The sequence below is a fragment of the Bradyrhizobium sp. Mp19 genome (assembly GCF_029952935.1).
Lineage (GTDB): Bacteria > Pseudomonadota > Alphaproteobacteria > Rhizobiales > Xanthobacteraceae > Bradyrhizobium > Bradyrhizobium elkanii.
In genome coordinates this window covers 223,413-236,465 of sequence record NZ_JASAUT010000002.1, presented here as the reverse complement: position 1 = coordinate 236,465, position 13,053 = coordinate 223,413, and the positions used below count along the sequence as shown (strand labels likewise).

Genomic DNA, 13,053 nt, shown 5'->3' with positions numbered 1-13,053 from the left:
ATCACTCACACCGCCTGGGAGCGCTTCGCGGTCAGCTCGCTAAGCGAACCAAACCGGATCGTGCGCTGCGCATTGGATAGCGCCAGTCCTTCAAACATGTCCCGTGCGCGCTGCAGCTCATCCGGTGCAACCGTCAGCCCGGCCTTCCGGTAGCTGACGATGGCAGCCGTCGTGTTCCAGTTCAGTCGCGATGCGCGGCAGGCGATCACGAGTCCGCTGATGTCGGCGGCTTCTATCAGCGGTGTGATCGTCTCGATCGGAACGGTTGCAAGCTGCGCCAGCGCCGCAACGACGTTGCGGACCTCTCGCCTGATCGCGAAACGGTTGACGCTGGAATCGTTCAACTGCCCGGTTCTGTTTAAGGCCAGCACGGTGGCCCGCGCCTCCGCATAGTCGATTGTGGCTGGTGGGGTTGCGGAGGCGCGGGCTGCGCTTGCGTCGATCGCAGCGCGGATCGCGTCCTGAATGTCGGGGCGTGCGCGTTTGAGCAGCCGGGCCTGTTGGCGCGGCGTCGATCGCATCACGAGGTCGACAAGAACGCGGTGGGGCAGGTCGCTGCGCGATATCAGCGCGTCGGCGATGTCGTCGTCGCGCTCGGCGGCATCGACCATCATGGCGAGGCCCGCGCTGGTCAGATCGGCGCCGGGATTGCGCGCGAGGACTCGAAGTACGCTGCTGTCGCCCCGCATCAAGAGAATGTCCGTGAGCTCCGCATTGACGGCCTTGCGTCCTGCGATCGCGCAGAGATGTCCCTCGGCCCGCATCCAGGCGATGTCGATCAGGTCGGCATCGGGGAGGCATTCGCATTTGCGCAGGATCGGAGCGGCGACATCAGCGTCGTCATGGTTGGCCAGACGGCGCGCGAGTTCCAGCGGCACCAGGCGCAAATCGGCAAGCGAGCGGCTGAGCGTGGTCAGGGTCCGCAGTTCGACGCTCTCGGTCAGTCGGACCAGGATGCCGTCGAACATCTCGACGTGGTGCGCGCTGAGACGGTGAGCGTCGTCGAGAAACATCCCGGCCACCTCCTGCAGCATGCGCGTGCGGAGGTCTGGGGAACCGGCTCTCAAGACATGGTCGAGCTTGGCAATAAGATCGGGCGAGGCAATGACTGTCATTGCGGTCTCTAAAATGGTCCGCGACGAGGAACATCATCGTTCCCAAAGCCAATCTGCTCCCCGAATCTTTAATAGGGGTATAGAAATTGATGGGGAGGATCGATCTCGGCGGTGGATATCCCGCTAAAGACTATCGAAATTCGGCAGCCGCGTTACATTGCCGGATTGTCCGGTTCGACGAACGGACCGCATTTTTCCTGATTGAACCTATTGGACGATTCGCAATTTGTGCATGGAAGTTATTGATGAGGCCGGCGCGCAAGGCGCCGCGTCGCGCGCAATTTTTCAAGAGCATTTCACAGGAGCGGTCATTTGACGGCGCCGTTGCCGGTGCCGAGAGTCTTTCGTTTTGACGATGTTGATGCATTCCGGAGTTCGATCCGAAATCTGGATGTTGAGTTCACGCCACTTGCACGGAAGATTTCGGCCGAGCAGGTCATCCTGAGTTTGCCGGGATGCGAGCTCAACTACACGCAGTCCTTTCCGCGGATTGTCGACGCGCAGCTTGCGCCGCAGACCACCGCGGTCGGCTTCACGATGGATGACGGGGTCCCGATCCGCTTCAACGGCGTCGAGCGCGATCGCGCGGTCATTGTGCTCGGTGGCGGCGGCGCGTTCTACTCGTCGGTGGAGGAGACGCCCCGGCAATATGCTTCGGTGATGTTTACGCCGGAGATTGTCGACCGCGGCTGGCCGCAGGCGGGTCTTCATTTCAGCATTCACGAAATTTCTCAACGCGCGCAGGATCGGCTGCGTGAAGTGGTAAGGCACATCCTGCTCGTGACCTCGCAGCCGACCGATGATGCCCCGTTCGCCAGCGGCGAGTCGATCAAGGAGACGCTGCTTGCGGCGATCGACAACGCCTTCGCCGAGATCGTGCCGGCCAAGTGGACGACGCGGGCCAACACGACGCGCCAGTTCAAGGTCTTCAACGACGCGCGCGCAATTCTGGCAGGCGACGTGGCGCACCCGATCTACAGCGGCGAACTCGCCAGGCAGATCGGCGTGTCGGTGCGCACGCTGCATGATGCCATCCAGCGCTACCGGGGCATCAGCCTGCATCGCTATTTGCGGTTGCGCCGGCTCTGGCTGGTGCGCCAACAACTGCTTGCCGGTGCGCCGAGCGTCAAGACATGCGCGCTGGCCTACGGATTTTGGCACCTGAGCGATTTTTCGCGCAGCTATCGGTCGCAGTTCGGGGAAGCGCCGTCGGAGACGCTGGCCGCCTCGCGCCGTCCGGGCGTCACCGACGCCGATCCGTCCCGCAGACACGGTTCGTAACCATCGATCTGAACGGAATCTTAACGACCGCCGACGAGCCTGTGGGTACGATTTCACCAGAGGCGGCCTGATGCATCCCCGGAGATTTGCGCGTGTTCGTCCGAGCGGATGCGTGTCCAGTGTGGTCAAGCTCCAGCTTGAACCGAAGGCGCCACTGATCGAATGCCGGCTGGTGGACTATTCCGCCGGCGGGGCCTGCCTGGAATTCTCGAAGCCGGTCGATCTGCCCGAACGTTTCGAAATGTTTCACGGCAACACCAGGAAGCGTTGCCGGCGGGTCTGGCGCAGGGGCGTGCGGGTCGGCGTTTCGTTCTGAGGGCGCCCGCCGTCAGGGGCGATCCACCGGCCAATAGCCGTTCGGGCCGCGCCCTGCGCGACCCGATGGTCTGTCCCGATTGAAGTCTGTTCCCGATGAGGGGTGAAAAGGCGTCGGCGAGGGGCTCAGGCGCCGCTCTGGCACTTCTTCATGAACGAGGTTTTGGCCGCGCCGGCGAGCTTCTTGCCGTCGGAGCCGACCGCCTTGCTCGCGCAGGCATCCGTCGTGCACTTCTTCATGAACGAGGTCTTGGCCGCGCCGGCCAGCGGCTTGCCGTCCTTGCCGACCGCCTTCGTCTCGCAGGAGGCGTCCTGTGCAAATGCCGAACCGGCGGCAAAGGTCGCGATCACGGCCGCCAAGAAAATCCGCTTCATCTGGGTTCTCCCTAAACCAAACCAGTGGTCGGATTGGATACGGGATTCTTGGCCCGATCAAGTTCCCATGGTCGATTTTGTCGATAAAATACCCCGATCAGATCAAGGAAATTCCGCGTGCAGCGCGGAACAAAATCGGGGAAGCGCGGAATGGAATTCGAGACGCTGGTACAGTCACGCAAAAGCGTGCGCGGGTTCAAGAAGCAGCCGGTGTCGCGGGCGACTGTCGAGGAGATCATCGAGGTGGCCAAGCGCGCGCCGTCCTCGATGAACACCCAGCCCTGGCATGTCCACGTCCTGACCGGGGCGCCGCTGGAGGAAGTGCGCCGCCGCAACATGGACGAGATGGTCGCCGGCGCCAAGGTGAAGCGCGACATCGTCAGCCATGGCGAGTACCAGGGCGTGCACCGCGGCCGCCAGGTCGACATCGCCAAGAAGCTGTTCGGCGCGATGGGGATCGCCCGCGACGACAAGCCGATGCGGCAGGATTGGGTGCTGCGCGGCTTCCGTCAGTTCGACGCTCCGGTGTCGCTGGTCCTGACCTACGACCGGATCCTCGATCCCGGCGCGGTCTGCCATTTCGATCTCGGCGCGCTCTGCTACGGCATCGTGCTGGCGGCCTGGGATCGCGGCCTCGGCAGCGTGATCAACGGCCAGGGCATCATGCGCTCCGACATCGTGCGCGAGGTCGCCGACATCCCGGAAGACGAGGTGATCATGACCTGCGTCGCGATGGGCTATCCCGACGACGGCTTTGCCGCCAACGCAGTGCGCTCCGACCGCGAGGCCAACAACGATTTTGTCCGCTACGTCGGCTTTGCCGATTAGCGCCGCGTCGATCGCTTGTTCAGGGGCAACAACCTCGTGAGGCGCGATCGGCTGCTCGATGCATGGGCGTGTCCGGCGCATTTGCGTACGCGCCGACCACGTCGCGGGATATTGAATTCCGCGCCGTGAAACCATCGCGCGAGCGTGAGCGCGGCTGCGCGTTTCCGCTATTCCCGCCGATAAAAAATGCGCTACTGGTTTTTTGAAGCACAACAGCGCAGGCGAGGAATCTCAGATGAGCGATGATGAACAGACAGCCATGATCCGCGAGACCGTCGCGAGATTCGTCGATCGCGAACTGATCCCGCTCGAGCCGCACTATCTGAAATCGAAGCTGCCCGGCAGCGATCACCCCGAGCTCACGTCGGAACAGCGCAAGCGGCTGCGCGACGTCTCGAAGGAGCTCGGCCTCTGGGGCCTCGATGCGCCCGAGGATCTCGGTGGCCACGATCTGCCGACGCGCGCGATGGCTGCGGTGCACGAAGAACTCGGCCGCAGTTGCGTGCCGTTCGTGCTGCCGCCGGACTCGCCAAACCTGCGCATGCTGCAGGCGGTCGGTACCGATGCGCAGAAGAAGAAATATCTGCAGCCCTATATCGAGGGCCGGATGGCATCGGCGATTGCGATCTCCGAGCCTGGCGCCGGCGGCGATCCCGCGGGCATGAAGACGCGCGCGGTGCTCGAAGGCGAACAGTGGGTGCTCAACGGCCGCAAGATCTGGATCAGCAATGCGCGCGCCGCCGACTTCATCATCGTGATGGCGCGGGTCGGCAACGATCAGCGTCAGGGCGGCATCACCTCCTTCATCGTCGAGAAGGGCACGGCGGGCTTCATCATCGAGCGCGAGATCCCGATGGTCGGCGGCGGCTCGACCTACGAGATCGTGTTCGAGGACTGCCGCATCCCGAAGGATTCCGTGCTGGGTGAAGTCGGCAAGGGCTACGCGCCGATGCAGCTGCGGCTGCGCACGCGGCGGCTCGAGATGGGGTCGACCTGCGTCGGCATCACCAAGCGTGCGCTCGACATGATGTGCGAGCACGCCAAACAGCGCGAGACGTTCGGCGTCAAGCTTGCCGAGCGCCAGGCGATCCAGTGGTGGATCGCCGATATCTCCACGCGCATGCATGCGTGCCGGCTGATGGTGCGCGAGGCCGCCGACAAGACCGACCGCGGCGAGGACATCCGCCACGAGGCCTCGATGATCAAGGTGTTCGCGACCGAGATGGCTTATGACGCCTGCGACCACGCCATGCAGACGCTCGGCGCGCTCGGCGTGACGCTGGAATTGCCGCTCAACGCGCTGTGGCAGAAGGCGCGCCTGATGCGGGTGTACGAAGGGCCGAGCGAGGTCCATCGCCAGGCGATTGCCCGCCGCGTGCTCGGGTTGCGCGGCGGCTAGACGGTTCGTCAGGTCTCAAACCAACACCGTCATTGCGAGGAGCGACAGCGACGAAGCAATCCATGCCTCCACATGCGGCATGATGGATTGCTTCGCTTCGCTCGCAATGACGTAGACAGTACCGTGGCCGTCCCGCGATCGCGGCGTGCCCTCGGCTACGCAGCCCGCACGTCGGACAGGAAGCGGTTGACCTGGCCGGCGAGGTCCTTGGACTGCGTCGAGAGCTGTTCGGCCGCGCCCAGCACCTGGTTCGCGGCGCCGCCGGTGTCATCGGCGGCGCGCTGCACGCCGGAGATGTTGGAATTGACCTCCTGTGTGCCGCGCGCGGCTTCCTGAACGCTGCGCGAGATCTCCTTGGTCGCCGAGCCCTGTTCCTCGATCGCGGCGGCGATCGCGGTGCCGATCTGGTCGATCTCGGTGATGACGTCGATGACGCTGCGGATCGCCGTCACGGTCTCGTCGCTCGCGGTCTGGATCGCGGTGATTTGCTCGGAGATCTCCGTGGTCGCCTTCGCGGTCTGGCCGGCCAGCGACTTCACCTCGGACGCGACCACGGCGAAGCCGCGGCCGGCCTCGCCGGCGCGGGCCGCCTCGATGGTGGCGTTGAGCGCGAGCAGATTGGTCTGTGCCGCGATGCTCTGGATCAGCGTCACGACGTCGCCGATCTTCTGCGCGCCCTCGGCCAGCGAGCGCGCGGTGTCGCCGGTGCGCCGGGCATGGTCGACCGCCCGCGCGGCGATCTCGGTCGAGGTCGCGACCTGACGGGCGATCTCCGAGATCGAGGAGGTCAGCTCCTCGGTCGCGCTCGCCACCGTCTGCACGTTGGTCGAGGTCTGATCGGATGCCGCGGCCACGACGGCGGCCTGGCGGTTGGTGGCGGCGGCGGTGTCCGACATCGATTGCGCCGTCTCCTCCATCACCGAGGATGCCGCGGACAATCCGCCGACCAGTTCGGTGACCTTGGCTTCGAAGGTGCGGGTCAGGTCGTCGAGCACGCGGGCGCGGCGCATCTTGACGTCGTTCTCGGCTTCCTTCTCGGCAGCGAGGCGATCGGCTTCGATCTTGTTGTCCTTGAACACCTGCACGGCGGCGGCCATCGCGCCGATTTCGTCCTTGCGCGCGGCGCCCGGGATCGTCTCGGCGACTTCACCCGCGGCAAGGCGCGACATCCGGCCGGTGAGGGCGGCGATCGGGTTGAGGATGCGGCGGCGGACCATGACGATCAGGCCGGCGCTGACGGCAACGACCGCGAGCAGCCCGATCAGCGCCACCACGAAGCTGAAGCGCGCCGACGAATAGGCGCTCGCAAGGCCTTGCTCGGCATTCTCGTAGAACGCGTCGCGCACGGTGATGATGGAGGCGAGGCCGATCTGAGATTCGGCATAGTAGGTCTCGACGTCCTGCTCATACTTGCCGGAGATCGCGCCTTCCTTGGCGAGCTTCAGGGCCTTGCCGAAACGCTCGACATAGTCGGCCTGCATCTTGCCCAGCGCCGTCAGGACATTGGCCGATGTCGCCGGATTGTTGCGCAACTCCTGCAGCGTCGAGAGGATCTGCTCGGTGCGGCCGGTGCTGCGGAACAGCTCCAGCTTTTCCTGTTCGGTCGCGACGCGCTTGGCGCCGACCAGCGCCTTGTGCAGGCTGGCATTGAGGCCGCCGGTGTCGCGCAGCGTCCAGGCCACATTGGCGTAGCTGGCCTGGCGGTAGGCGTTGCCGTCAAGGCCGGCGAGGCGGCGCACCTGCTCGTCGAGCAGCACGGTGACGCCGGCGTTGAAGACGGAATTGTCGGCGACGATCTTGGTTGCCGCCGGGCGGCGGGCGTCGACCGGACCTGCGATCGCCTTCTCGATGGCGTCGCGGAGCGCGGCGAACTTGGCCTTCAGCGCATCGATCGCGCTCGCAACCGCTTCGCCGTCGTCGAGCGAGCCGGGCAGCATGGTGCGGACCTGATTGACCTTGGCGAGCGCGCCGTCGGTCAGCTTGCGCAGCTTGTCGAGATCGGCGACCTGCTTCTGGTCGATCGCGCCGGTGCTGAACAAGAGGTTGGTGGACATGCCGCGCTCGGAGTTCATGTAGCGCGGGATGTCGCCGACGGCGCGGACGATTTCGAGCCGGCTCTGCGCGGTCGAGACTTTGTCCATGGTCTGGTACTTGGTCACCGCGACATAGGCCGCCAGTCCGCCGCCGACCGCGGACAATGAGGCGATCGCGGCCGTCAGGAGAGTACCGATTTTCATGGGATGCGCGCCATTCTTGACGAGAGAGGGGAGGCCTCAACCGTAGCGGGCGTGCATTAAGCTTGGGTTTATGATGCGGGAGCCGCCGCAACGGTCCCGGCCGTTTGGTCCGAAAGTCGAAGGTGCCACGTCGCCCGGCCGCGCGTGGCGGCAGGGCGTGACACGTCAGTGCTCGTCGTCGTCAGCGCCCTTGGCCGCGGGGCGATGTTGGGTGGCGCCGTTCGAGCCCGCTTCGCCGCAGGGGAGCTGGTTCCAGGTGCCGTCGGCGGCCTGCTGGTAGGCTTGGCAGCCGGACGACGTGGTGGTGGTGGATTTTTCGTCGGCCTTCTGCCGCTCGGTGCTCTTGCCCAGCGCAGGCGCGGCAACGGCAGCGATGGCTGCGAGCGAGCCTGCGAAAACCAGCTTTGCGATCCGCATGTCGGTTCCTCCTTCTCGAAGCGAAAACATATCCAGAAAAGAAATCTGGCGATTTTTGGCCACAGCGAAGGGCCTGCGACGAATTGCTTAATGCCGGCGAAACGGGCCGGAAGGCCGGTTAACACTTGTGCGCGGCGGCGCGTCGCGCGCCGCACCGCAGGACGCTGTTGCCGCACCGTGCTAGGATCGGCTTGTCATGACCCACCGCATTCTCGTGTTCTACGGCTCCTATCGCTCGGATCGCATGGGCATCCGGCTTGCACATTTCGTCGTCGACGGCCTTCGTGCGCGCGGCAACGAGGTCGAGTTGATCGATGCCAAGGAAGTCGGCTTGCCGATGCTCGACCGGATGTACAAGGAACATCCCAAGGGGCAGGCACCGGCCGTGCTCGAAACACTCGCCGGAAAAATCCGCGACGCCGACGGCTTCCTGTTCGTCACCGGCGAATACAATTGGGGCATCCAGCCCGGGCTGAAGAACCTGACCGACCATTTCCTCGAGGAATGGTTCTGGCGTCCCGCGGCGATCGCAAGCTATTCGGCGGGGCGGTTCGCCGGCGTCCGCGCCGCGACCGCCTGGCACGGCACGCTGTCCGAGATGGGCATGGTGGTGATATCGAGCACGATCGGTGCTGGACCGATTGCGCAGACGCTGTCGGCCGAGGGCAAGCCGATCGGCGAGGCCGGCAAGGCGCTCGAACGCGCCTTTCCGCGCTTTGCCGACGATTTTTCCTGGTGGATCGAAGCCGCCAAGGCACAGCGGGCGCGCAAGGCGCCGCCATACTGAGGGCAGGTCTGCCAATCCCGGGAGTTTCGCGATCATGAGCCTCTTCACATCGCCGTTCGATCCCGCGCGCGAGACAGCCCTGGTGACCGGCGCGGGCAACGGCATCGGCCGCGCCATTGCGCAGGCCCTGGTCGGCGAGGGTGTGCGGACGGTGTTTGCCGATCTGCATGAGGACAAGGTTCTGGCGGCGATCAAGGCCGCGCCGCATCCCGAACTCGCGGTCGCGTGGGCCGGCGATCTCGCGCAGCGCGCGGCGTGCGACGCCCTGCTGGCGCATGCGCAAGCCACAGTCGGGCAGGTGACCCATTTCGTTCACAGCGCTTCGCCGCCGCGCCGCGAAGCCGATCATGCGATGGCCGTCGATGACGAGATCTGGCGGCAGATGCATGCGGTCAATCTCGATGCCGGCTTTCATTTGTCGCGCGAACTGGCGCGCAGGCTGATCGCATCGAAGACGCCGGGCTCGTTCCTTCTGCTCACCTCGCTGCATGCCGGCACGCCGCGCAACCTGCCGCACTACTCGACCGCGAAGGCCGGCATGGCGATGCTGGTGAAGGAGCTTGCCAAGAGCTGGGGCCGCTATGGCATCCGCGTCAATGCGCTGGTGCCCGGCGCGATCGCGGCCGGCGGCTTTGTCGCCGATCCCGCGCTGGCAAAGCACATTCCGCTCGGACGGCTTGGCCAAGCGGACGATCTCGCGCCGATGGCGCTTGCGGTGCTCTCGCACAAGCTCTCCGGTTACGTCACCGGGGCGTCGATCGTGGTCGACGGCGGCCTGTCGCTGACCAACTGGTTCGCGCCGCCGGAGCTCGATTGAGGATTTTCGTCTGACGCGTTCTCTTCACGCGAACCGGTGCCCATCCCGCATCAAGTGCGGGACAGGCTTCGCTCGAAAACGCTTTCTATTCCTTCGTCCTGATGTAACCCGCAAGCCGCGTCTTCTGGTCCTGGCACCAGGTCGTCATGCTGCCGGCGCGGCGCTGATCGAGGTCGGTGGTCTGGGTCGCGATCGCGACTTCCGTCATCAGGTCGTCGGCCTGCTTCTCGCCCATCTTGCCGCCGGTATGCATGAAGGCGATCGCCTTGCGCACCTTCTCGGTGGTGCCGTCGGGCAGATGCATGTCCTGCGCCCGCTGCACGAGGTCCTGATAGACCAGATCGGTGCCGGGGCACTCGACCTTGGCGGCAAAGGCCTGCAGCACCATCGTGACATAGGCCGCGCGCGGATCGGCATGGGCAGGGGTTGCTGCGACAATCAGGCCGCCGATCAGCAGAGCGTAACGCATGAATTTCCTCCGGAGGTTTTGCACGTTTTTTGTGAGGCTAGCGTCCAAGGGAACCGAGTGCAACCGGTAGGACACACTCACGGAAAGAACCGATCAAACAGACGTGTTCCAACCTGCGCTGCCACGATTTAAGCACGATTTCGGCAGCATGTGGCACAAGTTCACGCAGGGGAGAATGATCGTGTCAAAGTTGGGGCTTGCTGCGGTGCTGTTGGGATCGCTTGCACTTGGCGGCTGCATGCAGGCGACGCTATCGCCGGCGACGGATGTCGCGATGACGTCGCGCGATCGGCAATTGCTGGCGCATCCGCCCTATGCGGATGCCAAGATCCCGCAGCAGTTCCAGCGGCACATTGTCGAGTACACCCGTCGGGAGCAGCCGGGTTCGATCCTGGTCGATACCGACGCGCGCTACCTCTATTACGTGCTGCCCGGCGGCAAGGCGATCCGGTACGGCGTCGCCGTCGGCGAGGAGGCGATGGCCTTCTCCGGTGTCGCCACCGTCGGCCGCCTGGCCGAATGGCCGGATTGGGTTCCGACCCAGGATATCCAGGAGCGGCTCGGGCCGTATCCGAAGCGTGTCGCCGGTGGACCGGCCAATCCGCTCGGCGCCCGGGGCATCTACCTCTACCAAGGCAACAAGGACACGCTGTATCGCATCCATGGCACCAACCAGCCCGAATATATCGGGCAGGCGATCTCGTCGGGCTGCATTCGTATGACCAATGGCGACGTGATCGACCTCTATCAGCGGGTCAAGCCGGGCGCGACCGTGGTGGTGCTGCCGCCGGGACAGAGCGCGTAATTCGAATACGAACGTATTGCGGCCGATCGCGTCATCGCGATCGGCCGCACGCTTTTGTACCGGTCAGCAGGCTTCAGCGCAGCGGCATCGGTGGCCGAACCACCGGGCCGCCATCGTCCGCGTCAACAACCGAGGACTGCTGCTGCACCGGCCGCGGTGCCGCAACCGCCTGCGGGGCGGCGGCGGGCGCCGGCAGCGGTGCTGCTGATGCAGGCGGCGGAGGCGGCGGGATATAGGCCTGCGCCGGCCGGCGCACCGGCGGCGGTGCAACTGCGGCATGCGGCGCCGCCTGTGGCGTGACCGCGGCGCGCGGGCGCGGCGGAGCGACCGGCCGCGGCTCGACGGCCCTGGTCTCGGTCGTCTTCGCGACGCGCTGTGCCAACTGATCCTGGCTGGCCTTGAGCTGATCGATGCTGGTCTTCAGCTGCTCGATCTGCTGTCCCATCGACGTGAGATCGCGGGCCATCGATTGCAGCAACTGCGTCTGGTCGGGTGCCCCTGCAGGCGCCGCCGGGACACTAGGTGCGACCGGCGCAGCCGCTGCGACCGGAGCGGCCGCGGCAGCCGGTGCTGCGGCGGGGGCGGACGCAGTTGCGGCGGGTGCGGCCGTGGCGACGTCCTGTGGCGGAGTGGCGGGGGCGGCTTCAGCTGCCGGCTGATCGGTGGTCGCCGCTTGCACGGCCGGCGCGCTCGCCTGGTCGGACGCGGACACGGACTTGCCCGGGATCAGCGAGGTCAGTTGAGCGATCTGGGGTGCCCACTCGGCGGCGATCTGCTTGGCGCGATCGCCGTAGTGCTGCCACGCCGCGGTACCCATGGCGCCGGCAATCGCGAAGCAGAACCAGAAGGCGCGGATCGCCCATTTGCTGGTGGGGCGCGGTGCGCGGTCCAATCTGATGTCGTCCATTCGGCCGTTATGGCTTGGCGCGCTATAGGCCGGCTCGGCCGGCGGCTCCGGCGCCACTGACATGGGCGTGACCGGCGGCACCGAGGCGACGGCCGCGGCCGCGGACGTAGGCGCGAGGCTCGGGCCGAAATAGGGCTCGCGCTGCCCCGGCGCTGCCCTTCCGGCAGGCGCGACGGCGTTGTCCGGACGTACCGGAGCGAAGCTGGGTTCGATCGCGAAAATATCGTGCGGATCTGCGTCTTTCAGTGTCGATTGCATGGCGGTCCCCGTTTCATTCCAAGGTCAACCGCAACTGGGCGGCCGGCAAATTTACGCTCTGTATTGACCCCTGACCCGATCCCCACGACTCCAGTCCGGTTTGACCAAAGCAAGGCGAGAGGGTGGAGAGGTTGGGGAGTTTCGGGAACCCAAGCCGGGGACGAAGGGCACGAACGTCCACATCCTCTCGCGCAGCGCCCCCGAATTGCATTCCGGATGAAAGCTCCCTGGGTTGTGTGGCGCATCCACCACAGCCGAGGGGAAATCGTGTCGCGCGCGACACGTCTGACCGCGCCCCGCCACCGTTCCGCCCCGATTGGATTCGGCTGATAGGCCGTTGGATTTTCGGCTTGGGCTGGGGCGCAAGTTGGGGGTGCAACAATGTCACGCGACGATGCAGTCATCTCGTACGTCGGCGTCAGATGCAGCGCGCATGGTGCTGCGGCCCCGATCCCGTTTGCGCATGCCCGAAAGCCGCTCCGGCTGCTTGCCGTGATGATCGGCGCGGCGTCGCTCGCGGCGTGTGCGCAATCCTCCGTTGTCAGCCAGCGCTCGCAGGCGCTCGCGAGCCGGCCCGTATCGATCGAGCCGGCACGGGCCGCGTCATCTGCCACGCGCACGCGCATCGCCACGGCGCGCAAGCATACGCCTTATGCCTCGCGCAGGACCGGCGACAGCAAGATCGCCTCGCATGGTGTCGCGAGCTTCTACAGCGAGGAGCAGCCGACCGCGAGCGGCGAGAAGTTCGACGGGCGCGAACTGACCGCCGCGCATCCGACATTGCCGTTCGGCACCAGGCTGCGCGTCACCGACGTCAAGAGCGGCCGTTCGGTCACGGTGCGCGTCAATGACCGCGGACCCTATGTCCCCGGGCGCATCGTCGACGTCTCGCATTCTGCGGCGCAATCGCTCGGCATGATCGGCAAGGGCATCACGAATGTCAGGCTCGACGTGGTGCAGTGAACAGCGTGGCGCAAGCCAGGTTCGGGATTTTTGCCGGTTCGATCGGGAAAAAGTCCCGGCGTTGCGCGCGCTTTAATCCT

At 65.5% G+C, this 13,053-nt stretch carries 14 protein-coding genes; 8 read left to right on the top strand and 6 right to left on the bottom strand.

The window, feature by feature from the left end:
* Positions 1-5 precede the first annotated feature (5 nt).
* Positions 6-1,115, bottom strand: a complete 1,110-nt coding sequence (locus tag QJT82_RS03855; protein WP_028344867.1) for a DUF2336 domain-containing protein — start codon at positions 1,113-1,115, stop codon at positions 6-8.
* Positions 1,116-1,427: 312 nt separating this feature from the next.
* On the opposite strand from QJT82_RS03855, the gene QJT82_RS03850 reads away from it, so the two are divergent.
* Together QJT82_RS03850 and QJT82_RS03845 are read left to right on the top strand one after the other, a co-directional pair.
* The gene (locus QJT82_RS03850) at positions 1,428-2,396 is read left to right on the top strand and encodes an AraC family transcriptional regulator (RefSeq protein WP_245288946.1); all 969 of its coding nucleotides are present in this window, start codon (positions 1,428-1,430) and stop codon (positions 2,394-2,396) included.
* A gap of 70 nt (positions 2,397-2,466) precedes the next feature.
* A complete protein-coding gene (locus tag QJT82_RS03845) occupies positions 2,467-2,712 on the top strand; it encodes a PilZ domain-containing protein (RefSeq protein ID WP_028344868.1) in 246 nt (81 codons plus the stop codon).
* A 125-nt stretch (positions 2,713-2,837) separates the two neighbouring features.
* On the opposite strand, the gene QJT82_RS03840 is transcribed toward QJT82_RS03845, so the two are convergent.
* Positions 2,838-3,086 carry a hypothetical protein gene (locus tag QJT82_RS03840; protein ID WP_028344869.1) on the bottom strand — a complete coding sequence of 83 codons (249 nt, stop codon included), beginning with the start codon at positions 3,084-3,086 and terminating at the stop codon, positions 2,838-2,840.
* A 150-nt stretch (positions 3,087-3,236) separates the two neighbouring features.
* Here QJT82_RS03840 and QJT82_RS03835 point away from each other — a divergent pair, with 150 nt between their 5' ends.
* Entirely contained in the window at positions 3,237-3,914 is a 678-nt protein-coding gene (locus QJT82_RS03835; protein WP_028344870.1) for a nitroreductase, read from the top strand.
* Between the two features lie 235 nt (positions 3,915-4,149).
* Entirely contained in the window at positions 4,150-5,313 is a 1,164-nt protein-coding gene (locus QJT82_RS03830) for an acyl-CoA dehydrogenase family protein (RefSeq protein ID WP_028344871.1), read from the top strand.
* Positions 5,314-5,468: 155 nt separating this feature from the next.
* On the opposite strand, the gene QJT82_RS03825 is transcribed toward QJT82_RS03830, so the two are convergent.
* Both QJT82_RS03825 and QJT82_RS03820 read right to left on the bottom strand, forming a co-directional pair.
* The gene (locus tag QJT82_RS03825; protein WP_028344872.1) at positions 5,469-7,550 is read right to left on the bottom strand and encodes a HAMP domain-containing methyl-accepting chemotaxis protein; all 2,082 of its coding nucleotides are present in this window, start codon (positions 7,548-7,550) and stop codon (positions 5,469-5,471) included.
* A 165-nt stretch (positions 7,551-7,715) separates the two neighbouring features.
* Positions 7,716-7,967: a hypothetical protein gene (locus QJT82_RS03820; protein ID WP_028344873.1), complete on the bottom strand. Its 252-nt coding sequence runs from the start codon at positions 7,965-7,967 to the stop codon at positions 7,716-7,718.
* A gap of 196 nt (positions 7,968-8,163) precedes the next feature.
* Here QJT82_RS03820 and QJT82_RS03815 point away from each other — a divergent pair, with 196 nt between their 5' ends.
* Positions 8,164-8,754 (top strand): NAD(P)H-dependent oxidoreductase, encoded by a 591-nt coding sequence (locus QJT82_RS03815; protein WP_028344874.1) that lies wholly within the window; start codon positions 8,164-8,166, stop codon positions 8,752-8,754.
* Positions 8,755-8,788: 34 nt separating this feature from the next.
* Positions 8,789-9,571 (top strand): SDR family oxidoreductase, encoded by a 783-nt coding sequence (locus tag QJT82_RS03810; protein ID WP_028344875.1) that lies wholly within the window; start codon positions 8,789-8,791, stop codon positions 9,569-9,571.
* A gap of 85 nt (positions 9,572-9,656) precedes the next feature.
* On the opposite strand, the gene QJT82_RS03805 is transcribed toward QJT82_RS03810, so the two are convergent.
* Positions 9,657-10,040, bottom strand: a complete 384-nt coding sequence (locus QJT82_RS03805; RefSeq protein WP_016843931.1) for a hypothetical protein — start codon at positions 10,038-10,040, stop codon at positions 9,657-9,659.
* Between the two features lie 175 nt (positions 10,041-10,215).
* On the opposite strand from QJT82_RS03805, the gene QJT82_RS03800 reads away from it, so the two are divergent.
* Entirely contained in the window at positions 10,216-10,845 is a 630-nt protein-coding gene (locus QJT82_RS03800; protein ID WP_196238256.1) for a L,D-transpeptidase, read from the top strand.
* 73 nt (positions 10,846-10,918) lie between these two features.
* On the opposite strand, the gene QJT82_RS03795 is transcribed toward QJT82_RS03800, so the two are convergent.
* The gene (locus QJT82_RS03795; protein WP_051448188.1) at positions 10,919-12,010 is read right to left on the bottom strand and encodes a hypothetical protein; all 1,092 of its coding nucleotides are present in this window, start codon (positions 12,008-12,010) and stop codon (positions 10,919-10,921) included.
* A gap of 381 nt (positions 12,011-12,391) precedes the next feature.
* Here QJT82_RS03795 and QJT82_RS03790 point away from each other — a divergent pair, with 381 nt between their 5' ends.
* On the top strand, positions 12,392-12,973 hold the full coding sequence (locus tag QJT82_RS03790; protein ID WP_155258849.1) for a septal ring lytic transglycosylase RlpA family protein: 582 nt from the start codon (positions 12,392-12,394) through the stop codon (positions 12,971-12,973).
* Positions 12,974-13,053 lie beyond the last annotated feature (80 nt).

Bases quoted from the DNA above. Each gene is read 5' to 3' on its own strand.
- QJT82_RS03805 (WP_016843931.1), bottom strand. From the start codon at position 10,040: ATGCGTTACGCTCTGCTGATCGGCGGCCTGATTGTCGCAGCAACCCCT.
- QJT82_RS03840 (WP_028344869.1), bottom strand. From the start codon at position 3,086: ATGAAGCGGATTTTCTTGGCGGCCGTGATCGCGACCTTTGCCGCCGGT.
- QJT82_RS03810 (WP_028344875.1), top strand. From the start codon at position 8,789: ATGAGCCTCTTCACATCGCCGTTCGATCCCGCGCGCGAGACAGCCCTG.
- QJT82_RS03790 (WP_155258849.1), top strand. From the start codon at position 12,392: ATGTCACGCGACGATGCAGTCATCTCGTACGTCGGCGTCAGATGCAGC.
- QJT82_RS03825 (WP_028344872.1), bottom strand. From the start codon at position 7,550: ATGAAAATCGGTACTCTCCTGACGGCCGCGATCGCCTCATTGTCCGCG.
- QJT82_RS03830 (WP_028344871.1), top strand. From the start codon at position 4,150: ATGAGCGATGATGAACAGACAGCCATGATCCGCGAGACCGTCGCGAGA.
- QJT82_RS03845 (WP_028344868.1), top strand. From the start codon at position 2,467: ATGCATCCCCGGAGATTTGCGCGTGTTCGTCCGAGCGGATGCGTGTCC.
- QJT82_RS03820 (WP_028344873.1), bottom strand. From the start codon at position 7,967: ATGCGGATCGCAAAGCTGGTTTTCGCAGGCTCGCTCGCAGCCATCGCT.
- QJT82_RS03795 (WP_051448188.1), bottom strand. From the start codon at position 12,010: ATGCAATCGACACTGAAAGACGCAGATCCGCACGATATTTTCGCGATC.
- QJT82_RS03800 (WP_196238256.1), top strand. From the start codon at position 10,216: ATGATCGTGTCAAAGTTGGGGCTTGCTGCGGTGCTGTTGGGATCGCTT.
- QJT82_RS03835 (WP_028344870.1), top strand. From the start codon at position 3,237: ATGGAATTCGAGACGCTGGTACAGTCACGCAAAAGCGTGCGCGGGTTC.
- QJT82_RS03815 (WP_028344874.1), top strand. From the start codon at position 8,164: ATGACCCACCGCATTCTCGTGTTCTACGGCTCCTATCGCTCGGATCGC.
- QJT82_RS03855 (WP_028344867.1), bottom strand. From the start codon at position 1,115: ATGACAGTCATTGCCTCGCCCGATCTTATTGCCAAGCTCGACCATGTC.